The sequence below is a fragment of the Streptomyces sp. NPDC048142 genome, from assembly GCF_043202835.1.
In the GTDB taxonomy this organism is placed as follows: domain Bacteria; phylum Actinomycetota; class Actinomycetes; order Streptomycetales; family Streptomycetaceae; genus Streptomyces.
On sequence record NZ_JBIDBC010000024.1, the window covers coordinates 52,965 to 75,010 of the forward strand.

The window sequence follows — 22,046 nt, forward strand, 5'->3', positions numbered from 1 at the left end:
ATGCCGTTGAACCGTAGGACGTTTCTGGGCCGTTCGGCTGCCGCCGGTGCGGGTGTGGCGGTCGCGGGCGGGGCGGTCGTGGGCTCGGCCGGTGCGGCGGAGGCGAAGGGGCACGGCCATGGTGACGGGCACGGTCATGGGCACGGGCGTCCGGCGAAGCGGTATGCGTTCACGGTGATGGGCACGACCGATCTGCACGGGAACGTTTTCAACTGGGACTACTTCACGGACAAGGAGTACGACGACTCCGCTCACAACGATGTCGGTCTGGCGAAGATCTCGACGTTGGTGGACCGGGTGCGCCGGGAGAAGGGCCGCCGGAACACGCTGTTGATCGACGCGGGTGACACGATCCAGGGCACTCAGTTGTCGTACTACTACGCGAAGGTGGATCCGATCACGGCTCGCCGTGGTCCGGTGCATCCGATGGCGCGGGCGATGAACGCGATCGGTTATGACGCGGCGGCGCTGGGGAATCACGAGTTCAATTACGGCATTCCGGTGCTGCGGAAGTTCGAGGAGCAGTGTGATTTTCCGCTGCTGGGGGCGAATGCGCTGGACGCGAGGACGTTGCGGCCGGCGTTCGCTCCGTATGTCATCAAGCGGATGCGGACGCCGTGCGGGCGTGATGTGCGGGTGGCGGTGCTGGGGCTGACGAATCCCGGTATCGCGATCTGGGACAAGGCGAATGTGGGCGGGAAGATGGTGTTCCCGGGGCTGGAGGAGCAGGCGGCGAAGTGGGTGCCGAAGCTGCGGTCGATGGGTGCGGACGTGGTGATCGTTTCCGCGCATTCGGGTTCTTCGGGGACGTCGTCGTGGGGGGATCAGCTGCCGTACGTGGAGAACGCGGCGGCGCTGGTGGCGGAGCAGGTGCCGGGGATCGACGCGATTCTGGTGGGGCACGCGCATGTGGAGATCGCCGAGCACTTCGTGACGAACAAGGAGACGGGGAAGCGGGTCGTGCTCTCGGAGCCGGCGAAGTGGGGGCAGCGGCTGACGCTGTTCGATTTCGACCTGGTGTGGGAGAGGGGCCGCTGGACGGTCGAGAAGGCCGGTTCGCGGGTGCTGAACTCCAACACGGTGCCGGAGGACCGGAAGGTGACGTCGCTGCTGCGGTCGGAGCACCGCAAGGTGGTGGAGTACGTCAATCAGGTCATCGGGACGTCGGTGGTGGCGATGTCGACGGCGGCCGCGCCGTGGAAGGACGAGCCGATCATCGACCTGATCAACCAGGTGCAGACGGAGACGGTGAAGGCGGCGCTGGCGGGCGGTGAGTACGGGTCGTTGCCGGTGCTGTCGCAGGCCTCGTGTTTCTCGCGTGCGGCGGGAATTCCGGCCGGTGATGTGACGATCAGGGACGCGGCGGGGCTGTATCCGTTCGAGAACACGCTGGAGGCGCGGCTGCTCACGGGTGCGCAGTTGAAGGACTATCTGGAGTATTCGGCGCGGTATTACGTGCGGACGCCGGCGGGTGGTCCGGTGGACACGGCGAAGCTGACGAACGCGGACGGGATTCCGGACTACAACTACGACGCGGTGTCGGGAGTGAGCTACGACATCGATATCGCGCGGCCGGTGGGTTCGCGGATCGTGGGGCTGTCCTTCGAGGGGAAGGCGATCGATCCGGCGGCGCGGTTCGTGTTCGCGGTGAACAACTACCGGGCGAGCGGTGGGGGGAACTTCCCGCATGTGCCGGGTGCGCGGCAGTTGTGGGCGGATTCGGACGAGATCCGGAACACGATCATCGGGTGGGTGCGGGAGAAGGGGTCGGTGGATCCGGCGGTGTTCGCTTCGGTGGGTTGGCGGCTGACGCGTGACGGTGCGCCGGTGTTCCCGTAACCGTTTGCGCTCTGTGGGGTGTGCTGTCTGTTCGGCCCGGGTCTCCCGTCGGTGGGGGCCCGGGCCGTTTGTTGTGCGGGGTCAGATGTACTGGCTGAGGGGGACGAGGGCGGGGGCCTGGGCGGGGACTCTCGGCGGCTGGGGGGTGAGGCCGAAGGTGGTGAAGGCGGTGCGTTCGGGGAGGGGGTAGGGGTTGGCGCCGGTGAGGTTGTTGAGGATGGTGGCGCTGCGCCAGGCGGCGAGTCCGAGGTCGGGGGCGCCGACTCCGTGGGTGTGGCGTTCGGCGTTCTGTACGTAGACGTGTCCGGTGACGGCGTGGTCGAGGATCAGGCGGTAGTGGTCGTCGATGCGGGGGCGGTGGGAGGCGTCGCGGTGGAGGTAGGGGTCGAGGCCGCCGAGGATGGCGTCGAGGGGGCGTTCGCGGTAGCCGGTGGCGAGGATGACGGCGTCGGTGGTGAGGCGGGAGCGGGTGCCTTGCTGGGTGTGTTCGAGGTGGAGTTCGACGCGGGTGTTGGCGACGCGGCCTGCGGTGCGGACGTGGACGCCGGGGGTGAGGGTGGCGTCGGGCCAGCCGCCGTGGAGGGTGCGGCGGTAGAGCTCGTCGTGGATGGCGGCGATGGTGTCGGCGTCGATGCCTTTGTGGAGTTGCCATTGGCGGGGGACGAGTTCGTCGCGGGCGGATTCGGGGAGGGCGTGGAAGTAGCGGCTGTAGTCGGGGGTGAAGTGTTCGAGGCCGAGTTTGGAGTACTCCATGGGGGCGAAGGCCTGGGTGCGGGCGAGCCAGTGGATCTTCTCGGCGCCTTCGGGGCGGGCGCGCAGGAGGTCGAGGAAGATCTCGGCGCCGGACTGGCCGGATCCGATGACGGTGATGTGTTCGGCGGTGAGGAGCCGTTCGCGGTGGCGGAGGTAGTCGGCGGAGTGGAGTACGGGGACGGTTTCGGCTTCGGCTAGGGGTTTGAGGGGTTCGGGGACGAAGGGTTCGGTGCCGATGCCGAGGGCGATGTGGCGGGTGTGGGCGCGGCCGAGGGCTTCGGCTTCGCCGTCGCGGTCGAGTTGGGTGAAGTCGACTTCGAAGAGGGCGCGGTCGGTGTTCCAGCGGACGGCGTCGACCTGGTGGCCGAAGTGGAGGCCGGGGAGTTGTTCGCTGACCCAGCGGCAGTAGGCGTCGTATTCGGCTCGCTGGATGTGGAAGCGCTCGGCGAAGTAGAAGGGGAAGAGCCGGTCGCGGGTGCGGAGGTAGCTGAGGAAGCTCCAGGGGCTGGTGGGGTCGGCGAGGGTGACGAGGTCGGCGAGGAAGGGGACTTGGAGGCTGGCGCCGTCGAGGAGGAGGCCGGGGTGCCAGTGGAAGGCGGGGCGTTGTTCGTAGAAGGTCGCGGCGAGGGGGCGGGGGTCGTCGGTGCTCGCGGGGATGGTGTGGGCGAGGGCGGCGAGGGAGAGGTTGAAGGGGCCGATGCCGATGCCGACGAGGTCGTGTGGCTGGTCGGGGGCGGGGGCGGGCCGGTCGGTCATCGCGGGGTGTCGCCTTCCGTGGGGTGAGGGGTGGGGTGGGGTGCGCTGCCGGGGGTGGCGGGCGGGCGGGTGAGGGGGTCGGGGGTGGTGCCGGTGAGGGGAGCGGCGGTGGCGCCGGTGACGGGAGCGGCGGTGGCGCCGGTGACGGGAGCGGCGGTGGCGCCGGTGACGAGGTCCAGGAGTGCTTGGAGGTCCTGGGGGGTGGTGTGGGGGTTGAGGAGGGTTGCCTTGAGCCAGAGGTGGCCTTCGGCGTGGGCGCGGCCGAGGACGGCGTGGCCGCGTTGGAGGAGGGTGCGGCGGACGGTGGCGACGGTGTGGTCGTCGGTTCCGGTGGGGCGGAAGAGGACGGTGCTGATGGTGGGGCGGTCGTAGAGGTCGAGGGTGGGGGTCTTGGTGATGAGGTCGGCGAGGTGGTGGGCGGTGGCGAGGGTGCGGTCGAGGAGGTCGGCGAGCCCGGTGCGGCCGAGGGCCTGGAGGGTGACGGCGATCTTGAGGGCGTCGGGGCGGCGGGTGGTGCGCAGGGAGCGGCCGAGGAGGTCGGGGAGGCCGGCTTCGGTGTCGTCGTCGGCGTTGAGGTAGGGGGCGTGGTGGTGGAGGGGGGTGAGGTGGTGGCGTTCGGGGACGGCGAGGAGGCCGGCGGATGCGGGTTGCCAGCCGAGTTTGTGCAGGTCGAGGGTGACGCTGTGGGCGCGGTCGAGGCCGTGGAGGAGGGTGCGGTGGGTGGGGCTGAAGAGGAGGGGGCCGCCGTAGGCGGCGTCGATGTGGAGTTCGGCGCCGTGGGTGGCGCAGAGGTCGGCGATGGCGTCGAGGGGGTCGATTTCGCCGGTGTCGGTGGTTCCGGCGGTGGCGACGACGAGGAGGGGGCGGTGGAGTTCGGTGAGGGCTTCGTCGAGGGCGGCGAGGTCGAGGGTGCCGGTGGGGGCGGGTACGACGACGGGTTCGGGGAGGCCGAGGAGCCAGGCGGCGCGGGCGATGCTGTGGTGGGCGTTGGCGCCGCAGACGGTCTGTACGGGGCCGTGGCGTTCGCGGGCGAGGAGCAGGGCGAGTTGGTTGGCTTCGGTGCCGCCGGTGGTGATGACGGCGTCGGGTGAGGGGGCGTCGGGGTAGATCTCGGTGGCGAGTGCGCTGGTGAGGTCGGCTTCGAGGGCGGAGGCGGCGGGGGCCTGGTCCCAGGAGTCCATGGAGGGGTTGAGGGCGCTGGCGGCGAGGTCGGCGGCGGCGGCCAGGGCGAGGGGCGGGGTGTGGAGGTGCGCGGCGCAGTGGGGGTGGGCGGGGTCGGCGGCGCCTGCGGTGAGGGCGGTGACGAGGGAGCGCAGGGCTTGGTGGGCGCCGGTGCCGTGGTCGGGGATGAGGGGGTGGGCGGCGGTGCGGGTGCGGGGGGTGACGGTGTCGGGTCCGCCGGCGGGGAGGGGGCCGCCGCGGAGGGCCGCGCCGTCGTGGAGTGCGGTGAGGACGGTGTCGATGAGGGGGCGCAGTGCGGCGGGGCCTGCGGTGCCTCCGGCGAGGGGCGGGGTGGGCATGGGTGGGGTGGTCCTTCGGGTGCGCGGGGGTGGACATGCCAGCTTGTCCCGGGTTTCGGGTGGCGCGGCCGAAGAGCCCAACGATCTGAACTCGAAAGGGGTACTGGCGGCCGGTGTGGCCCGGCCGGGGAGGCTGGGGATGGTAGGGGTGTGCGGTTGTTGGATGGGTGTACGGAGGGGGCGGGGGCGGACCCGGAGCCGTACCCGGGGCCGGGTCGAAGGCGTGGGCGGGGCCAGGTCGAAGACGCGGGGCCGGGGCCGGAAGGCGTAGTCGAAGGCGTGGGCGGGGCCGGGGCCAGGTCGAAGACACAGCCGGGGCCGGGGCCGAGTCGGAGGCGTACCCGAAGGCCGGGGCGGCCTCTCCCGTTGTTGCTCAGCGGTCTCCCGCCGGCGGCCTCTCCCGCTGTCGCCCGAGCGGTGTCCCGCTACCACTCAAGCGCTCCCCCACCGCCACCCAATGAGTGAATTGCGAATTTCTGCAATTCACTACATGCTGTGAGGGTCATTCCGTGCCGAGGAGAGGCCCCGCCGTGCCGGTCCCCCTGCATCAGGCCCAGGCAGAGTTCTTCCGGATGCTCGGGCATCCGGTGCGCATCAAGGGCCTGGAGTTGCTTCGGGCGCGGCCATGACCCGCGCTCCGCGCCGTGACCTGCCCGCCGGTCCGATGGTGGCGGCCGTGGCGCTCCTGGCCGGGGAGCCCGCCCGATGATCACACCGCCGGACTCGTTTCCGTACCGGCATGTGGTGACGCTGCCCGCGATGGGGGCGGCCGTGCGCATCGCCCGGGAGACCGCCGAGCAGGTGCTGGCGGAGTGGGGGGTGGGGCCGCAGGATCCATGCCGGAATCCGGCGCTGCTGATCCTCAGCGAGCTGGTGGCCAACAGTGTGCGCCACGCGGCGGTGCTCTCGCCGAACGTGACGGTCCTGTTCGCGGGCGGTCCTGACACGTTCGCGTTCGGTGTGCACGACCGCCATCCGTACCGGCCGGCCCTGTTCGCGTCCGCCGGAATAGCGCCGGGCCGGGGTCTGGCGACCGTGATGGAGCTGACCCATGGTCTGGGCGGCAGCGCGGTGGTGCGGGGCGATGTCGACGAGGGCGGCAAGAGTATCTGGATAACGCTTCCGCTGCGGCGGGGCGGCGGGTCCCGTGATCGTTGAGGAATGTCCGGTGCAAGAGCTGTACCGGGTGGAGAAGGGCAGGAACGCACCATGAGCGACATCGTCGTGAAGGACAGTAACGGGACCGTACTGGCGGACGGTGACTCCGTGACCACGGTCAAGGATCTGAAGGTCAAGGGAACGTCGGAGACGCTCAAGCGCGGCACGCTGGTGAAGAACATCCGGCTCACCGGTCGTGCCGGTGAGATCGAGTGCAACACGAAGAAGGTCAAGGGGCTCGTGCTGCGGACCGAGTTCCTGAAGAAGGCCTGACCCGGCCGGTCCCCGGGTTCATCCTCGTGGTGCGAAGGCGCGAGGATGAACCCATGGAGAAGAGTTCTGGTCAGCTGTGGTGTGCCGGGTTCCCGGCGTGCGGAACGGGGCCCCGCCGGTGAGTACGCCGCTGTACCGATTGAAGGCGGAGTTCTTCAAGACGCTGGGGCATCCGGTCCGGATCAGGGTGCTCGAACTGCTCAGTGAGCGTGAGCGCGCGGTCTCGGAGATGCTGAACGAGGTGGGGGTCGAGGCCGCCCATCTCTCGCAGCAGCTGGCCGTGCTGCGCCGCGCCGGTCTGGTGACGGCCCGGCGGGAGGGCTCGGCGGTCCATTACACGCTGGCCGATCCTGGAGTGGCTGAGCTGCTGCGCGTCGCGCGGAAGATTCTGTCCGGAGTGCTGGCGGGCCAGGCGGAACTGCTCGCCGACCTGCGGGCGACGGGCGGCTCCGGGGACGACGCCCCGGACGACGACATCGACGGCGGGGCGGGCGGCAGCGGCTGATCCGCCTCCGTACGGTGCCGGGTTCCGCTACGGCCGCCCGGCGGGACCGGCCGGCCCCCCTGCCGTGTTCCGTACGGTCGCGGGGCGGGGAGCGGTCCTCGCCCCGCGACCGTACGCGTACGGGTCAGTCGGCGAGGGCGACGGCCGATCGTACGGCGAGGGCGCGGCGCAGGTCGTCGAGCTGGTCGACGAGCTTGCGGCGCAGGGCCGGGATGAGGTCCGGGTCCTCCAGGGCGCGGATGCCGGTGCCGAGGCTCATGGGGTCGATGGCGTACGCGGGGAAGGCGTGGCGTCCGGCGGCCTCGGCGATGGCGGGGCCCCGGCGGGCGGCGAGGGCGATGGCTTCCGGATAGAAGCGGGACACGTACGGGCCGAGGAGTTCTTCCTGGCCGGGCTGCCAGAAGCCCTGGGCGGTGGCGGTGAAGAGGTAGTTGGACAGGGTGTCGTCGGTGAACAGGGCGTCCCAGGCGGCGGCCTTGGCCTCGGCGGTGGGCAGCGCGGCTCGGCAGCGGGCGGCGCCCTCGCGGCCGGTGGCGCTGGGGTCGGCTTCGAGCGCGGCGGCGATGGCGGTCTCGTCGGTGGCGCCGAGGGCGGCGAGCCGGGTGAGGATGCGCCAGCGCAGTTCGGGGTCGAGTTCGGGTCCGCCGTGGACGGTGCCTTCGTCGAGCCAGCTGCGGAGCGTGTCGGGCTGGGTGGCGGCGTCGATGAAGTGGCGTACGGCGATGAGGCGCAGGCCCGGCTGTGAGCCGTCCTCGGTGCGGCGGATGAGGTCGCGGCAGAGGTCGGTGAGGGTGGCGCGGGCGGCGGGCAGGTCCTCGGGAACGACGTAACGGTCGACGACCTGGCCGGCGGCGAAGGACAGGACGCCCTGGACGAGCGCGAGGTCGGTCTCGTGCGGGAGGTGCGTGCGGACGGTCGCGAGGTAGGTGGCGGGAGGGAGCTGCGCGTCGCGGACCATGTCGCGCGCGGTGTTCCAGAGGACGGCCCGGGTGAGTGCGTCGGGGATGCCGGAGAGACCGGTCAGGACGGTGTCCCAGGAGGCGGTGTCCAGGCGGATCTTGGCGTAGGTGAGGTCGCCGTCGTTGAGGACGACGAGGGCGGGGCGGCGGCCGGGGCGGACCGTGGGCGTCCCGTCGCCGGGCAGGTCGATGTCAAAGCGGTCGCGCAGGGCGAGGTGGCCGGGGCCGGCCTGGGTGTTGAGGGCGTGGTCGTAGGCGCCGACGGTGACGCGGTGGGGGCGGGAGCCGTCGCGGGTGACGGCGAGGGACCAGGACTGTCCACTGCCGCTGCCGTCACCTCTTCCGTTGCCGCTGCCGTTCGCTGCGAGCTCGGCGGGCGAGGAGGGCTCGGGGGTGCCGGTCTCGGCGGTGAGGGTGTCGATGCCGGTGGTGCGCAGCCACTGCTCGGCCCAGGCGTGGACGTCGCGGTCGGTGGCGGAGGCCAGGTTGTCGATGAAGTCGGCGAGGGTGGCGTTGGCGAACCTGTGGCGGGCGAAGTGGGTGTTGATGCCGGCCAGGAAGTCCTTCTCGCCGAGCCAGGCGACGAGTTGGCGCAGTGCGGAGGCGCCCTTGGCGTAGCTGATGCCGTCGAAGTTGAGGAGGGCGGAGGCGGTGTCGGGGACGGCGTCGGGGTCCGGGGCGACGGGGTGGGTGGAGGGTCGCTGGTCGGCGTCGTAGCCCCAGCCCTTGCGGGTGACGCCGAAGTCGACCCAGGTGTCGGGGAACGGGGACTTCCCTGCTCGGCCGGAGTCGAGAGCTCGGGGAAGGGTCACTTCGGTGAGCGTCTGGTAGCCCATGTACTCGGCGAAGGACTCGTTGAGCCAGATGTCGTCCCACCAGGTCAGGGTGACGAGGTCGCCGAACCACATGTGGGCCATCTCGTGGGCGATGACCATGGCGCGGGTCTGGCGCTCGGTGTGGGTGACGGCGGAGCGGTAGACGAACTCGTCGCGGAAGGTGACGAGTCCGGGGTTCTCCATGGCGCCCGCGTTGAACTCGGGGACGAAGGCCTGGTCGTAGGAGTCGAACGGGTAGGGCTCGTCGAACTTCTCGTGGTAGCGGTCGTAGCAGGCACGGGTGATGTCGAGGATCTCGTCGGCGTCGGCGTCCAGGTACGGCGCGAGGGAGCGGCGGCAGTGGATGCCGAAGGGCAGTCCGGCGTGTTCGGTGGTGACCGAGTGCCAGGGTCCTGCGGCGACCGCGACGAGGTAGGTGGAGACGAGGGGCGTGGGGGCGATGCTCCAGTGCCCCTCCCCCGTGTGTTCGGCGACGCCGTTGCCGAGGACGGTCCAGCCCTCGGGGGCGGTGACGTCGATGGCGAAGACGGACTTGAGGTCGGGCTGGTCGAAGGCGGCGAAGACGCGCTGTACGTCCTCCATGAACAGCTGGGTGTAGACGTAGGTCTCGCCGTCGGTGGGGTCGGTGAAGCGGTGCATGCCCTCGCCGGTGCGGGAGTAGTGCATCGTGGCGTCGATGCGCAGCTCGTGGGGGCCGGCGGCGAGTCCGGTGAGGGGGTAGCGGTTGCCGTCGAGGAGGGCGGGGTCCAGGGATTGTCCGTCGAGGCTGACCGAGCGCAGGGTGGCGGGCTTGACCTCGACGAAGGTGTCTCCGGCCGCGCGGGCGGTGAACCGGATGGCGGTGCGGGAGTCGAAGGTCTCCTCGCCGGTGGTGAGGTCGAGGGCGATCGTGTACCGCTCCACGTCGAGGGTCTGGGCTCGGGTCTGCGCTTCGTCGCGCGTCAGTACGGACATGGCCCCATGCTGCCGTACGGGGCGCGGCGGGCGCAGTGGGGTTCTCCCTGGGCGGACGGGGCCGGTCTGCGGTGGGCGGGGTGGAGGGGTGGTGCTCGCTGCGCTGGGGGCGGCGGCCGGTGGGAGGCGCGAAGGTGGTGGAGGGAGGGGCTGCGTTCGGGGGTGGGCGCGGGGCCCTGGGGGGCTCGGCGGGTGGCCCCCAGGGCGGTTCAGGCTCCGGAATCCGTAGCGCGTCGGCCGGTGCCGCCGTCTCCCGCTTCGTCGGCGATGCGCTCGTGGTGGCGGATCACCTCGGCGATGATGAAGGTCAGCAGCTTCTCGGCGAACGCCGGGTCCAGGTTCGCGCTCTGCGCCAGCTGCCGGAGCCGGGCGATCTGGCGGGTCTCGCGGGCGGGGTCGGCGGGCGGCAGTTTGTGGTCCGCCTTGAGGCGGCCGACCTGCTGGGTGGCCTTGAAGCGCTCGGCCAGCATGTGGACGACGGCGGCGTCGATGTTGTCGATGCTCTCGCGCAGCCGGTTCAGCTCGGTCTGGACGGACGCGTCGATTTCGCTCGTACTCATGGTCAGCGAGCTTAGACCCACCGGCGATTGGGGGGTGGGAGAAGGAGCGGGGCTGGGTGCGTGCAGCTGCAAGGCGGAGGATTGAGGCAGATGGGGTCTCCCCTGGTCGAGCGGAGCCGAGAGCTTGGGGAAGGAGCCATGGTGATTGACGACAACGCCGGAGGGGGCCCCTCCCTGCTCGAGCGAAGCCGAGAGCTTGGGGGAGGGCGTGCCCAGCCCCGTGACGCCGCCCCTCAATCGCCGGTGGGTCTTGGACCGCCGTTGTCAGGTGGTGATCGTCGGCGGGTCATCGGGGTCGGGCACCCGGTCGCTCCAGCCGCCGGGCACGCTGCGGCCCTGCTGTTCACGGAAGCGGACAGGGGCGGTGCCGACGCGGCGGGCGAAGAGCCGGGAGAAGTAGGCGGGGTCGTCGTAGCCGACGCGGCGGGCCACGGCGGCGACGGGGAGGTCGGTGGCGGCGAGGAGTTCCTTGGCCCGGCCCAGGCGGATGCCGAGCAGGTAGTCCTTGGGGCTGCATCCGGCGCCGCGCCGTACGGCGGTGCGCAGTTCGGCGGGGGTCATGCCGTGCCGGGAGGCGTGCTCGGCGACGGTGAGCGGCTGGTACGCGTCGCGGGCCAGCGCCTGGAGCACCGGGTCGCCGTCGGGGCCGATGCCGGCGCGGGCACGGCGCAGGGAGACGAGGAGTTCGTGGACGGCGGCCCCGGTCTCCACCTCCAGGAGGGGGTTGCCGCGCCGGGCGGCGCGCACGATGCGTCCGACCGCCGCGCGGGGGGCGGCGGTGTCGGAGAGCGGGACGAGGGGGCGGGTGGGCTCGATGTAGCCGAGTTCGGTGTACGTGGCGGTGGTGGGGCCGGTGAAGTCGACGAAGCTCTCGTCCCAGCCGGTGCCGGGGTCGGCGCCGTAGTGGTGGGGGGTTCCGGGGGTCAGCCAGATGAGGCTGGGGCCGGTGACGGGGGTGCGGCGGCCGTCGGGGCTCTTGAACCAGCCGGTGCCGGAGTTGACGATGACGGCGACGTGGTGGTCGAGGGTGCGGGGTCCGACGGTGGGCAGCGCGCCGTGCTGGAGGCCGACGCCGAGGCAGACGAGGCCCAGGCGGTGGTGGAGCGGGCTCGGGGTGAAGAAGCGCATCCAGGTGTGGTACATCGCGGTCCTTCCTCTCCCGGCCGGTCCGTCGCGTACGTCCCGGCTGGTCCGTTGTGTCCGTTAACCGGCTGGTCCGTCGCATCCGGGGACCGGCTGGTCCGTCGCGTCCGTCAACCGGCTGGTCCGTTGGGTCCAATCAACGGCGATCTTTGTCCATGGACCCGGTGCGCGCCAGAGGTGAAGGTGGTCGGACCAATTCACCCGAGGGCCGCGGGTGCCGCCGAGCACAGGAGCGTACGAGCACCATGACCGACTTCACCGTGGAGGACGACTGCTTCCGGCTCGACGGGAAGCCCGTACGGCTGCTGTCGGGCGCCCTGCACTACTTCCGGGTGCACGAGGAGCAGTGGGAGCACCGGCTCGCGATGCTCGCCGCGATGGGGCTGAACTGCGTCGAGACGTACGTACCGTGGAATCTGCACGAACCCCGGGAGGGCGACTGCCGGGATGTGGGGGCGCTCGGCCGGTTCCTGGACGCGGCTCGGCGGGCTGGGTTGTGGGCGATCGTGCGGCCGGGTCCGTACATCTGCGCCGAGTGGGAGAACGGCGGGCTTCCGGTGTGGGTGACGGGCCGGTTCGGGCGGCGGGTGCGTACCCGGGACGCGGCGTACCGGGCGGTGGTGGAGCGGTGGTTCCGGGAGCTGCTGCCGCAGGTGGTGCAGCGGCAGGTGTCCCGGGGCGGCCCGGTGATCCTCGTGCAGTCGGAGAACGAGTACGGGAGTTACGGCAGCGACGCGGCGTATCTGGAGTGGCTGGCAGGGCTGTTGCGGCAGTGCGGGGTGACGGTCCCCCTGTTCACGTCGGACGGCCCGGAGGACCACATGCTGACCGGCGGCTCGATGCCGGGTCTCCTCGCGACGGCGAACTTCGGTTCGGGGGCGCGGGAGGGCTTCGAGGTGCTGCGCCGGCATCAGCCGAGGGGCCCGTTGATGTGCATGGAGTTCTGGTGCGGCTGGTTCGACCACTGGGGGGCCGGGCCGGTGCTGCGGGATCCGGAGCAGGCGGCCGGGGCGCTGCGGGAGATCCTGGAGTGCGGGGCGTCGGTGAACATCTACATGGCGCACGGGGGGACGAACTTCGCGGGCTGGGCGGGGGCGAACCGGTCCGGTCCGCTGCAGGACGAGTCGTTCCAGCCGACGGTGACGTCGTACGACTACGACGCGCCGGTCGACGAGTACGGGCGGGCCACGGAGAAGTTCTGGCTGTTCCGGCGGGTCCTGGAGGGTTACGCCGAGGGTCCGTTGCCCGCGCTGCCGCCGGAGCCGGCCGGGCTCGCCGGGCCGGTGCGGGTGGAGCTGGACGGGTGGGCCGGGCTCGGGGACGTACTGGAGACGCTGGGCGGTCCGGAGACGGAGTCGGGGGTGCCGCCGACCTTCGAGGAGCTGGGCGTGGACCGGGGCCTGGTGCGCTACCGGGTGGCGGTGCCGGGGCCGCGCCAGGCGTATCCGCTGGGGGCCTCGGGTCTGCGGGACCGGGCGGTGGTGTACGTGGACGGGGTACGGGCCGGGGTGCTGACCGAGGAGTCCGGCACGCTGCCGGAGCCGGTGGCGGGCCCGGCGGAGGTCGAGCTGTGGGTGGAGTCACTGGGCCGGGTCAACTACGGGCCGCGCCTGGGCGAGCCGAAGGGCGTCACGGGCGGGGTGCTGCACGAGCGGCAGTATCTGCACGGGGTACGGGCCCGGGGGCTGCGGCTGGATGCCTTCGAGGCGGCGGACGCGGTGGCGGCGGTCCCGTTCGGGCCGGTGGCGGCCGCTGCGGGGGCGGGGGACGCGGGGCGGACGGGCCTGTTCCGGGGGACGTTCACCATCGAGGGCGCGGTAGGCACGGCGGGTACTTCGGGCGTGGCGGGCGCGGCAGACACTTCCGGCGCGGCGGGGATCGCTCACGCGGGTCTCGAACTGCCGGGCTGGACGCGCGGGTTCGTCTGGGTGAACGGCTTCTGCCTGGGCCGGTACTGGTCGGCGGGCCCGCAGCGGACCCTGTACGTGCCGGGTCCGGTGCTCCGCGCGGGCGCCAACGAGGTGTGGGTGCTGGAGCTGGAGGACGCGGGCGAGCCGCAGGTGGAACTGGGTCCGGGGGCGCCCGTACGAACGGACACCCCCGGGGTGGTTCAGCCGTGATCACCGGCCGGACATGCGGTGAACCGGTGTCCGGGCCGGTGTCCCGGTCCGGGTCCGGGCCGGTATCCGGATCCAGGCCGGGTCCAGGCCGGTCGCCCGGCCGGGTCCAGGCCGGGTCCAGGCCGGTCGCCCGGCCGTGGGCGGTGCGAGCTACCCGGCCGGGGCCAGAGCGAGTCGGCCGGGGTCAGAGCGAGTCGGCCGCGGAGGCGATGCCGGCCGCGAAGTGCGAGACCTCGGTGTAGACGCCCGGGTAGTCCGGGCGGGCGCAGCCCCGGCCCCAGCTGACGATGCCGACCTGGATCCACTCGTCGGCGTCGTCCTTGCGGAACATCGGGCCGCCGGAGTCGCCCTGGCAGCTGTCGACGCCGCCGGTGTCGAGGAAGCCGGCGCACAGCTCCTCTCCGGGGACGAGGTCCCAGTACGCGCTCCGGCAGTCGGCGTCGGAGACGAACGGGACGTCGGCCTTCAGCAGGTGGCGCTGCTGCCTGCCGCCCTCGCGGTCGGCGCCCCAGCCGGCGACGGTGAAGATGCCCTCGTCGTAGGTGCTGTCGGTGGCGATCTTCAGGGTGGGCTGGTCGATCGGCCGGGCGAGCTTGATCAGCGCCCAGTCCTTACCGGTGCCGTTGTAGCCCGGGGCCTGGAGGACCTTGGTGGACTTCACCCTGATGGCGTCGGGCGACCGGAGGTCGGCGACACCGCCGGTGACCGTGATCGAGGTGTCGTTGCCCGAACCGTCCACACAGTGGGCGGCGGTGAGGACGATGTCCTGGGCGTAGAGCGATCCGCCACAGCCCATGGAGAGCCGGACCATGAAGGGGAACTCGCCCTGTTCGGCGCGTTCGCCGCCGACGATCGGCTGGGGGGCCGCGGAGGCGGGCTGGAGACTGACGGTCGCGAGGGCGACGGCGGCTATGGCGACGGAACACCTTTTCAGCGCGCTCAGAAGCTTCACGGATGCCTTCTTTCGTGGGGGGATTTCGTGGGGGGTGGGGGAAATTCGCGTGGGGGGCGTGGGGGCAGTTCGCGTGGGGGCGGGTGCGGATTCGTGGGGGGAATCCGTGTGGGGGTCGCTGTGGGAGGTTGCCGTGCAGCGTCGTTGCGCAGGAATCCCCGTACAGCTGTGGGGTTGCGTGGTCCGGCACACACGTCCCGGCGGGGTGACGTCCTCCGACGCCGAAGCCAAATTAGTCATGTACCCGTCAAGACGATCTGATTATCGGCACCGGTGACCGCTGCCACAAGGCGCACTTTTCAGCCAGGACCACCGGAGGCTTTCAGGACCCTTCCGGGCCCGCCGCCCGGCCCGGCATACAGTGGAGGTCCGTCGACCGTCGTGGATGGGGTTCCGACGTGGATGGGGGTTCCGACGTGGCGAACGGCCCTCCGGGCGCACCCGTCGTCCATGGCTTTCCGCATCTGGACACGGTCCGCTCCGCCATCACCGCGCTCTACCGGAGGCTCTCCGCGGACGGCGTCCACACCTACGCCACGAGCCTCGCGCCCGCCGACGCCGCGTTCGCGGACCAGGACGATCTGCACCTGGGGGCCCAGCGGGTGGCACGCTCCCTGGTCCAGCACCTCCATCTGCCCGAGGCCCGCATGATCGTCGGCTTCCGGGCGATGGAGCACGCGGCGAGCGTGGAACTCGCCGCGGGCCCCGAGTACTTCATCGAGCTCAACGACCGCTTCCGCACCCACCGCAGGGACATCGGGGCGGCGCTCGCGCACGAGATCACCCATGTGCTGCTGCACCGGCTCGGCCTGGAGTTCCCCGGGACCCCCGCCAACGAGATCCTCACCGACACGACGACGGCCTACCTCGGCGCGGGCTGGCTGCTGCTGGACGCGTTCCGGGAGGACGCCGTGTCCCGGCAGAAGCTCGGCTATCTCACCCCGGAGGAGTTCGGATACGTCCTGGCCAAGCGGGCGTTCGCCTTCGGCGAGGACCCCTCCCCGTGGTTCACCAGCCCCCAGGCGTACACCGCGTACACCAAGGGGCGGGAGCGGGCACTACAGGATCTGCGCAGACCCCCGCTGACCGCCGCCGGCTGGGCGGGCCGCCGCCGCTACGCCAAGGACCGCCGCTACACCCAGGACCATCCCGGCGCCGGCCCGGATCCGAACGTCGCGTACGCCTTCGAGACCGGCGGCCAGGGACTGCGCGTCTCCTTCCCCTGCCCCACCTGCCACCAGCGCATCCGGGTCCCCGTCCGGGGCCGGCTCACCGCGCGCTGCGGGCTGTGCCGGACCGCCCTGGAATGCGACACCTGAGCACGGGCGTTGTCAGCGGCCCACCGTAGGATCGAAGCATGACGAACGAGCCGATCAGGGACGAACCACGCCTGTTCGACGCGCTGTACGAGGACGAGAACGCGGTCGTACGGGCGCTGCGCGCGGGGGCGCGCGCCGAGACGAGCGACGAGGAGGGCACGACCGCGCTCTATCTGGCATCGGTCCAGGACCGCGTGGGAGCGGTGCGCTTGCTGCTCGTCGCGGGGGCCGACCCCGACCGGGCGAGCGGCCCCGGGGCGAGCGATCTGCCGCTGTGCGGGGCGGCGTGCGGCGGGCACACCGAGGTGGTGGAGGCGCTGCTGTCCGCCGGGGCCCGGCCGGATCTGCGCGAGGAGTTCGGCTTCACGGCGCTGCGGTGGGCGGTCGGCCTGGGGCACGCCCCGACGGTGGAACTGCTCCTCGCCCGGGGCGCGGACCCGCTGCTGCCTGGCCCTCAGGGGGAGGCGATGCTGGTGTCGGCGGCGCGGCGCGGATCCCTGCGGACGGTATGGGCGCTGCTCGCGCACGGCGCGGGTGGCGAGGGACAGGAGCCCGTGGTCGCCCTCGCGCTGGCGGAGGCGCGGCGCATCGCCGCACTCGATCCGGAGCGGGAGTTGCGGCGGCAGCTGGAGGAGGCGTACGGCTCCGGCATCGAGACGGTGACGCTCCGCGACCGGAGGGACGGTGAGGAGACGATGGCGGTGGAGGTGCTCCGGGACGGGGTGGCGTCGGCGGGCATGGACCAGCACCTGGGACACGGGGAGATCGCGTCCCTGCTGGCGCGGCCGGAGTAGTTCCGGGCCCGGGTCCCTACCGGCCGCGCTCCCACGCCTCACGCGTGAGTACGTACTCGACCTCGCCGTGCTCGGAGCCCTCGATGGCCTCCGGCCAGTCCTCGGTGTAGTTCCGCAGGAAGGTCAGCCCCGCCTTCTCCATCACGCGCCGGGATCCCGTGTTGACCGCCATGGTGTTCGCGGTGATCCGCTGGACCCCGAGGTCCGCGAACCCCTTGTCCACCAGGGCCCGCGCCCCCTCGGTGGCGTAACCGAGGCCCCAGGCGGCCCGGTTCAGCCGGTAGCCGAGCTCGGCTACGGCGGGGTCGTGATCGTCCAGCGGCCGGAGCTCGAACCAGCCGAGGAACGCGCCGGTGGTCTTCTCCTCGGCGGCCCAGAATCCGCGGGTCCCGGTGCACGGGTGGTCGTGGAGGAGCCTTGGCAGGGTCCGGTCCCGGAGGTCCTCGGGGCTGGTGGGCCGGCCGCCGTTGATGTACCGCATGACGGCGAGGTCGTTGTCGAGGGCGAGGAGGTCGGGGGCGTCGGCGGCCGTGACCGGGCGGAGGACGAGCCGGTCGGTCTCCAGGAAGATGCGCATACGGCGATCCTCACCGCCCGCGGCCGGGCCGCGCCACCCGATTTGCGCGGGGCGTCAGCGGTCCGGGCCGGAGCCGTGGGGGTGTCCGGCGGGTCGGGGCCGGACAGGGCGCGGCGTCCGGTGCGGTGCGTCGCACGACGCGCGTCGCACGACGGAGGGGCATTCGCCTACTGGCATGTACGCGGCTGTTCCGGTACTGGATGCACGCGGACGGGCGTTCCGGTACGCGGACGGCTGTTCCGTACTGGACGCACGCGGACGGCTGTCCCGTACTGGACGCACGCGGACGGCTGTCCCGTACTGGACGCACGCGGACGGCTGTCCCGCCAACGCGGCGAGATGCCGTAGCTGTCGTCGCGCGCCCGCCGCGGACTGCGGGCCAGCCCATGGGCTACCCCTAGGACGCCCCATGGACCCGCCCCGGCTCCTCCGCGTCCGCCAGCAGTCGGCGCACCGTTTCGCCCGCCCCGGCCGGGGACCTGCGCGCGCCCCGGTCGTCGGTGGGGCCGGGGCGCCAGCCCTCCATGACGGTGATGCGGCCCGCCTCGGCCTCGAAGACGCGGCCCGTCACCCCCTCGCTCGCGGCGGAGCCGAGCCAGACGACGAGGGGCGAGACGTTCGCGGGGTCCATCGCGTCGAACTCGCCCGCCCCCGGGGCCGCCATCGCCTCGGCGAAGGTCTGCTCGGTCATCCGGGTGCGGGCGGCGGGGGCGAGGGCGTTGACGTGGACCCCGTACCGGCCCAGCTCGGCCGCCGCGACCAGGGTCAGGGCGACGATTCCGGCCTTGGCGGCGGCGTAGTTGGCCTGGCCGACGCTGCCGAGGAGTCCGGCGCCGGAGCTGGTGTTGATCACCCGGGCGGCCGGTGGGCGGCCCGCCTTCGCCTCGGCCCGCCAGTGGGCGGCGGCGTGCTTGAGGGGCAGGAAGTGGCCCCTGAGGTGGACCCGCATCACCGCGTCCCAGTCGTCCTCGTCGAGGTTGACGAGCATCCGGTCACGCAGGAAGCCCGCGTTGTTGACCAGGGTGTCGAGGCGGCCGAATGCCTCCACGGCGGTGGTGAGCAGGGAGGCCGCGCCCTCGGCGGTGGCGATGTCGCCGCCGTGGACGACGGCTTCGCCGCCCGCCGCCACGATCTCGTCGACGACCTCCCGGGCCGGGCCGGTGGAGTCCCCGTTGCCGTCCGGTCCGACGCCGAGGTCGTTGACGACGACCCGCGCTCCTTCGGCGGCGAAGGCCAGGGCGTGGGCCCGGCCGAGTCCCCGCCCGGCGCCCGTGACGGCGACGACCCGGCCCGCGCAGAGTCCGGCAGCAGAGGGTGAGGTCATCTCATCTCCCTTGGAAGTGGGACCGGTTGGCGGGCGGGGGCGTGACTGCTACCGTCCACCTAACAAATGTTTGGTGGAAAGGTAGCTGATCCTTCGATGACTGTCTCCACCGCGCACCCCGCCGACGGCGTCCGCGTCGTCACCGTCGACCACCCGCCCGTCAACGCGCTTCCCGTACAGGGCTGGTACGACCTGGCCGACGCCGTCCGGGCGGCGGGCCGCGATCCGGAGGTGCGCTGCGTCGTCCTGGCCGCCGCCGGGCGCGGCTTCAACGCGGGCGTCGACATCAAGGAGCTGCGGCGCGATCCGGGGCACAGCGCCCTGATCGGCGCCAACCGGGGCTGCGCCGAGGCGTTCGCGGCGGTGTACGCGTGCGAGGTCCCGGTCGTCGCGGCGGTACGGGGCTTCTGTCTGGGCGGCGGCATCGGGCTCGTCGGGAACGCCGACGCGATCGTGGCGAGCGAGGACGCCGTCTTCGGTCTGCCGGAGCTGGACCGGGGCGCGCTCGGCGCCGCGACGCACCTGGCCCGACTGGTCCCGCAGCACCTGATGCGCACGCTGTACTACACCTCGCGCACGGTCACGGCCGCCGAACTCCTCGCCCACGGCTCGGTATGGCGTGTGGTGCCGACCACGGAACTCCTGGACTGCGCACTGGAGTTGGCAGCGGAGATCGCCGCCAAGGACGGTCACCTGCTGCGCCTGGCCAAGGCCGCCCTGAACGGCATCGACCCCGTCGACGTACAGCGCAGCTACCGCTTCGAGCAGGGGTTCACCTTCGAGGCGAACCTCGCCGGGACCGCCGCCCGGGTCCGCGACACCTTCGGCAAGGAGGCCTGAACCGTGACCACTCCCCCTCATGTGCGCGACAAGACGATGACACCCGAGGAGGTCGTCGACCGGCTGAGCAGCGGCATGACGGTCGGGATCGGCGGCTGGGGGTCGCGCCGCAAGCCGATGGCCCTGGTCAGGGCGCTGCTCCGGTCGCCCGTCACCGATCTCACGGTGATCTCCTACGGCGGCCCGGACGTGGGGCTGCTGGCCGCGGCGGGCCGGATCCGGCGCCTGGTCACGGCGTTCGTGACGCTCGACTCCATTCCGCTGGAGCCGCACTACCGGGCGGCCCGGCAGCGCGGGGCGTTCGCACTGACGGAGATCGACGAGGCGATGTTCATGTGGGGGCTGCACGCGGCGGCGAACCGGCTGCCGTTCCTGCCGGTGCGCGCGGGCATCGGCTCGGACGTGATGCGGGTCAACCCGAAGCTGCGTACGGTGACTTCACCGTACGAGGACGGCGAGGAGTTCGTGGCGATGCCGGCCCTGCGGATGGACGCGGCGCTGGTCCACCTCAACCGGGCGGACCGGCTCGGCAACGGCCAGTACCTGGGCCCCGACCCGTACTTCGACGACCTGTTCTGCGAGGCGGCGGACGCGGCCTATGTCTCCTGCGAACGCCTGGTGGAGACAGTCGAGTTGACGGCGAACTCCACCGCCCCGCAGACCCTCCTCGTCCAACGGCACTGCGTCACCGGTGTCGTGGAGACGCCGGGCGGGGCGCATTTCACCTCGTGCGTCCCCGACCATCCGCGCGACGAGCCGTTCCAGAAGGCGTACGCGGCCGCGGCGGCGGACCCTGCGGCCTGGGCGGAGTTCGCGGCGCGCTTCCTGCCGCCGGACGGTGACGAGAAGGGCTACCAGCAGGCGGTCCGCACCTGGCACGAGGAGCAGAAATGAACGCACCCGGCGGCCGGAGAGCCACCGAAGCCGCGACCCGTGCGGAGTACTGCGTGATCGCCTGCGCGGAGGCCTGGCGGGGCGACGGTGAGATCCTGGCCAGCCCGATGGGCGCGGTGCCGTCCGTCGGCGCGCGGCTGGCCCGGCTGACCTTCGCCCCCGAGCTGCTGCTCACGGACGGCGAGGCGACGCTCGTCGGCCCCAACGGCGAGGCGGAGGGCTGGCTCCCGTACCGCAGACATCTGGCGCTGGCGACCGGGGGGCGGCGGCACGTGATGATGGGAGCGAGCCAGATCGACCGCTTCGGCAACCAGAACATCTCCTGCATCGGCGACTGGGAACGGCCCTCCCGGCAACTGCTGGGCGTACGCGGAGCACCGGTCAACACCCTCAACAACCCGGTGAGTTACTGGATCCCCCGGCACTCCTCCCGGGTCTTCGTCAGCCGTGTCGACATGGTCTGCGGAGTCGGCCACGACAGCGCGCGGGCGGCGGGCCCCTCGGCCACCCGCTTCCATCGCATCCCCCGGGTCGTCAGCGATCTGGGGGTCTTCGACTTCGCGACGCCCGACCGTTCGATGCGGCTGGCCTCGGTCCACCCCGGCGTCACCGTCGAAGCGGTCCGCGAAGCGACGGGCTTCCCGCTCACGATCCCCGACGACGTCCCGTACACCCGCGACCCCTCCCCCGCCGAACTCACCCTGATCCGCGAGGTCATCGACCCGGCCCGCACCCGGGACCGGGAGGTCAGGGCCTGATGCGCACCGCCCTGACCGACCTGGTCGGCGTCCGGCACCCGATCGTGCAGACCGGGATGGGCTGGGTGGCGGGCCCCCGCCTGGTCACCGCGACCGCGCGGGCCGGGGCGCTCGGCATCCTGGCCTCCGCGACCATGACACCGGCTCAACTGCGGGCGGCCGTACGGGAGGTGAAGTCCCGGACGGACGCGCCGTTCGGGGTGAATCTGCGGGCGGACGCGGGGGACGCCCAGGAACGCGTACGGATCATCGTCGAGGAGGGTGTGCGGGTGGCGTCGTTCGCGCTCGCCCCGTCGAAGGAGCTCATCGCGGAGCTGAAGGACGCGGGCGTGGTCGTGGTCCCGTCGGTGGGGGCCCGGCGGCACGCGGAGAAGGTCGCGGCCTGGGGCGCGGACGCGGTGATCGTGCAGGGCGGCGAGGGCGGCGGCCACACGGGCGAGGTCGCCACCACGGTGCTGCTGCCCCAGGTCGTGGACGCGGTGGACATCCCGGTGGTCGCGGCGGGCGGCTTCCACGACGGCCGGGGCCTGGTGGCGGCGCTGGCGTACGGGGCGGCGGGCGTCGCGATGGGCACCCGGTTCCTGCTGACCTCGGATTCGACGGTCCCGGACGCGGTGAAGGCGCGCTACCTGGCGGCGACCGTCCGGGACATCACGCTGACCCGGGCGGTGGACGGGCTCCCGCACCGGATGCTCCGTACGGAGATGGTGGCGGAGCTGGAGGGTGCGGGCAGGCTGCGCTCCCTGTACCGGGCGCTGCGCCGGGCGTCCGGCTTCCGCCGGATCTCCGGCCTGAGCTGGCCGGGCCTGCTCCGCGACGGCCTGGCGATGCGGCACGGCAAGGACCTGAGCTGGAGTCAGATGCTGCTGGCGGCGAACGCTCCGATGCTGCTGAGAGCGTCCATGGTCGACGGCCGCACCGACCTCGGCATCATGGCCTCGGGCCAGGTGGCGGCCCTGATCGAGGACCTGCCGAGCGTGGCGGAGCTGGTGGCCCGGATCCTGGCCGAGGCGGAGGCGGCTCGCGCGGCCCTGGACCGGGCTGCGCACTCAAGCCCGTCCGGCGATTGAGGACAGGTCTTTCGGCCGACGACCGGCGACCGGGCTGCACATTCCAGCCCGTCCGGCGATTGAGGACAAGCCTAGGCCCACATCGGCCCGCACCCGGCGACCGGGCCGGGACTTTCGGGACTCTGCCCCGGACCTCGGTCCT

19 protein-coding genes and 1 pseudogene are annotated in these 22,046 nt (G+C 72.2%); 12 read left to right on the forward strand and 8 right to left on the reverse strand.

The window, feature by feature from the left end:
- Positions 1 to 1,839 carry a bifunctional metallophosphatase/5'-nucleotidase gene (locus ACGF2Y_RS26205; protein ID WP_392952063.1) on the forward strand — a complete coding sequence of 613 codons (1,839 nt, stop codon included), beginning with the start codon at positions 1 to 3 and terminating at the stop codon, positions 1,837 to 1,839.
- An 81-nt stretch (positions 1,840 to 1,920) separates the two neighbouring features.
- Here ACGF2Y_RS26205 and ACGF2Y_RS26210 read toward each other — a convergent pair whose 3' ends face one another.
- Together ACGF2Y_RS26210 and ACGF2Y_RS26215 are read right to left on the reverse strand one after the other, a co-directional pair.
- Complete coding sequence (locus ACGF2Y_RS26210; RefSeq protein WP_392952064.1) at positions 1,921 to 3,348, reverse strand: lysine N(6)-hydroxylase/L-ornithine N(5)-oxygenase family protein; 1,428 nt, start codon at positions 3,346 to 3,348, stop codon at positions 1,921 to 1,923.
- Positions 3,345 to 4,868, reverse strand: coding sequence for a pyridoxal phosphate-dependent decarboxylase family protein (locus tag ACGF2Y_RS26215; RefSeq protein ID WP_392952067.1), 1,524 nt, complete (start codon positions 4,866 to 4,868; stop codon positions 3,345 to 3,347). Before ACGF2Y_RS26215 ends, ACGF2Y_RS26210 begins: the two co-directional genes overlap by 4 nt.
- A 530-nt stretch (positions 4,869 to 5,398) precedes the next feature.
- Between ACGF2Y_RS26215 and ACGF2Y_RS26220 the strand changes: the two are divergent.
- The 4 genes and pseudogenes from ACGF2Y_RS26220 to ACGF2Y_RS26235 form a co-directional block, all read left to right on the forward strand.
- A pseudogene (locus ACGF2Y_RS26220) lies at positions 5,399 to 5,494 on the forward strand (transcriptional regulator); the annotation flags it as partial.
- 79 nt (positions 5,495 to 5,573) lie between these two features.
- Positions 5,574 to 6,026: an ATP-binding protein gene (locus tag ACGF2Y_RS26225; protein WP_392952070.1), complete on the forward strand. Its 453-nt coding sequence runs from the start codon at positions 5,574 to 5,576 to the stop codon at positions 6,024 to 6,026.
- Positions 6,027 to 6,077: 51 nt separating this feature from the next.
- Positions 6,078 to 6,299, forward strand: coding sequence for an alkylphosphonate utilization protein (locus ACGF2Y_RS26230; protein ID WP_031121993.1), 222 nt, complete (start codon positions 6,078 to 6,080; stop codon positions 6,297 to 6,299).
- 118 nt (positions 6,300 to 6,417) lie between these two features.
- Positions 6,418 to 6,804 (forward strand): ArsR/SmtB family transcription factor, encoded by a 387-nt coding sequence (locus tag ACGF2Y_RS26235; protein WP_392952074.1) that lies wholly within the window; start codon positions 6,418 to 6,420, stop codon positions 6,802 to 6,804.
- 124 nt (positions 6,805 to 6,928) lie between these two features.
- On the opposite strand, the gene pepN is transcribed toward ACGF2Y_RS26235, so the two are convergent.
- From pepN to ACGF2Y_RS26250, 3 genes are all read right to left on the reverse strand, one after another.
- Entirely contained in the window at positions 6,929 to 9,553 is a 2,625-nt protein-coding gene (gene pepN / locus ACGF2Y_RS26240; protein ID WP_392952076.1) for an aminopeptidase N, read from the reverse strand.
- A 209-nt stretch (positions 9,554 to 9,762) separates the two neighbouring features.
- Complete coding sequence (locus tag ACGF2Y_RS26245) at positions 9,763 to 10,113, reverse strand: chorismate mutase (RefSeq protein WP_392952079.1); 351 nt, start codon at positions 10,111 to 10,113, stop codon at positions 9,763 to 9,765.
- 264 nt (positions 10,114 to 10,377) lie between these two features.
- Positions 10,378 to 11,256 (reverse strand): AraC family transcriptional regulator, encoded by an 879-nt coding sequence (locus ACGF2Y_RS26250; RefSeq protein WP_392952082.1) that lies wholly within the window; start codon positions 11,254 to 11,256, stop codon positions 10,378 to 10,380.
- A gap of 245 nt (positions 11,257 to 11,501) precedes the next feature.
- On the opposite strand from ACGF2Y_RS26250, the gene ACGF2Y_RS26255 reads away from it, so the two are divergent.
- Positions 11,502 to 13,376, forward strand: coding sequence for a beta-galactosidase family protein (locus tag ACGF2Y_RS26255; RefSeq protein ID WP_392952085.1), 1,875 nt, complete (start codon positions 11,502 to 11,504; stop codon positions 13,374 to 13,376).
- Positions 13,377 to 13,560: 184 nt separating this feature from the next.
- Here ACGF2Y_RS26255 and ACGF2Y_RS26260 read toward each other — a convergent pair whose 3' ends face one another.
- A complete protein-coding gene (locus ACGF2Y_RS26260; protein WP_392952088.1) occupies positions 13,561 to 14,328 on the reverse strand; it encodes a S1 family peptidase in 768 nt (255 codons plus the stop codon).
- 416 nt (positions 14,329 to 14,744) lie between these two features.
- Between ACGF2Y_RS26260 and ACGF2Y_RS26265 the strand changes: the two genes are divergently transcribed.
- Together ACGF2Y_RS26265 and ACGF2Y_RS26270 are read left to right on the forward strand one after the other, a co-directional pair.
- Positions 14,745 to 15,647 carry a hypothetical protein gene (locus ACGF2Y_RS26265; protein WP_392952090.1) on the forward strand — a complete coding sequence of 301 codons (903 nt, stop codon included), beginning with the start codon at positions 14,745 to 14,747 and terminating at the stop codon, positions 15,645 to 15,647.
- Positions 15,648 to 15,685: 38 nt separating this feature from the next.
- On the forward strand, positions 15,686 to 16,441 hold the full coding sequence (locus ACGF2Y_RS26270; RefSeq protein ID WP_392952093.1) for an ankyrin repeat domain-containing protein: 756 nt from the start codon (positions 15,686 to 15,688) through the stop codon (positions 16,439 to 16,441).
- 16 nt (positions 16,442 to 16,457) lie between these two features.
- On the opposite strand, the gene ACGF2Y_RS26275 is transcribed toward ACGF2Y_RS26270, so the two are convergent.
- A complete protein-coding gene (locus ACGF2Y_RS26275) occupies positions 16,458 to 17,018 on the reverse strand; it encodes a GNAT family N-acetyltransferase (protein WP_392952097.1) in 561 nt (186 codons plus the stop codon).
- 397 nt (positions 17,019 to 17,415) lie between these two features.
- Complete coding sequence (locus ACGF2Y_RS26280; protein ID WP_392952100.1) at positions 17,416 to 18,342, reverse strand: SDR family oxidoreductase; 927 nt, start codon at positions 18,340 to 18,342, stop codon at positions 17,416 to 17,418.
- A gap of 96 nt (positions 18,343 to 18,438) precedes the next feature.
- Here ACGF2Y_RS26280 and ACGF2Y_RS26285 point away from each other — a divergent pair, with 96 nt between their 5' ends.
- The 4 genes from ACGF2Y_RS26285 to ACGF2Y_RS26300 are packed head-to-tail and all read left to right on the forward strand — an operon-like array spanning position 18,439 to position 21,904.
- Positions 18,439 to 19,182: an enoyl-CoA hydratase family protein gene (locus ACGF2Y_RS26285; RefSeq protein WP_392952103.1), complete on the forward strand. Its 744-nt coding sequence runs from the start codon at positions 18,439 to 18,441 to the stop codon at positions 19,180 to 19,182.
- A 3-nt stretch (positions 19,183 to 19,185) separates the two neighbouring features.
- On the forward strand, positions 19,186 to 20,076 hold the full coding sequence (locus ACGF2Y_RS26290; RefSeq protein WP_392952105.1) for a CoA transferase subunit A: 891 nt from the start codon (positions 19,186 to 19,188) through the stop codon (positions 20,074 to 20,076).
- Positions 20,073 to 20,834, forward strand: a complete 762-nt coding sequence (locus ACGF2Y_RS26295; protein ID WP_392952108.1) for a CoA-transferase subunit beta — start codon at positions 20,073 to 20,075, stop codon at positions 20,832 to 20,834. The genes ACGF2Y_RS26290 and ACGF2Y_RS26295 overlap by 4 nt, the downstream gene beginning before the upstream one ends.
- On the forward strand, positions 20,834 to 21,904 hold the full coding sequence (locus tag ACGF2Y_RS26300; protein ID WP_392952111.1) for an NAD(P)H-dependent flavin oxidoreductase: 1,071 nt from the start codon (positions 20,834 to 20,836) through the stop codon (positions 21,902 to 21,904). Before ACGF2Y_RS26295 ends, ACGF2Y_RS26300 begins: the two co-directional genes overlap by 1 nt.
- Positions 21,905 to 22,046: the final 142 nt, after the last annotated feature.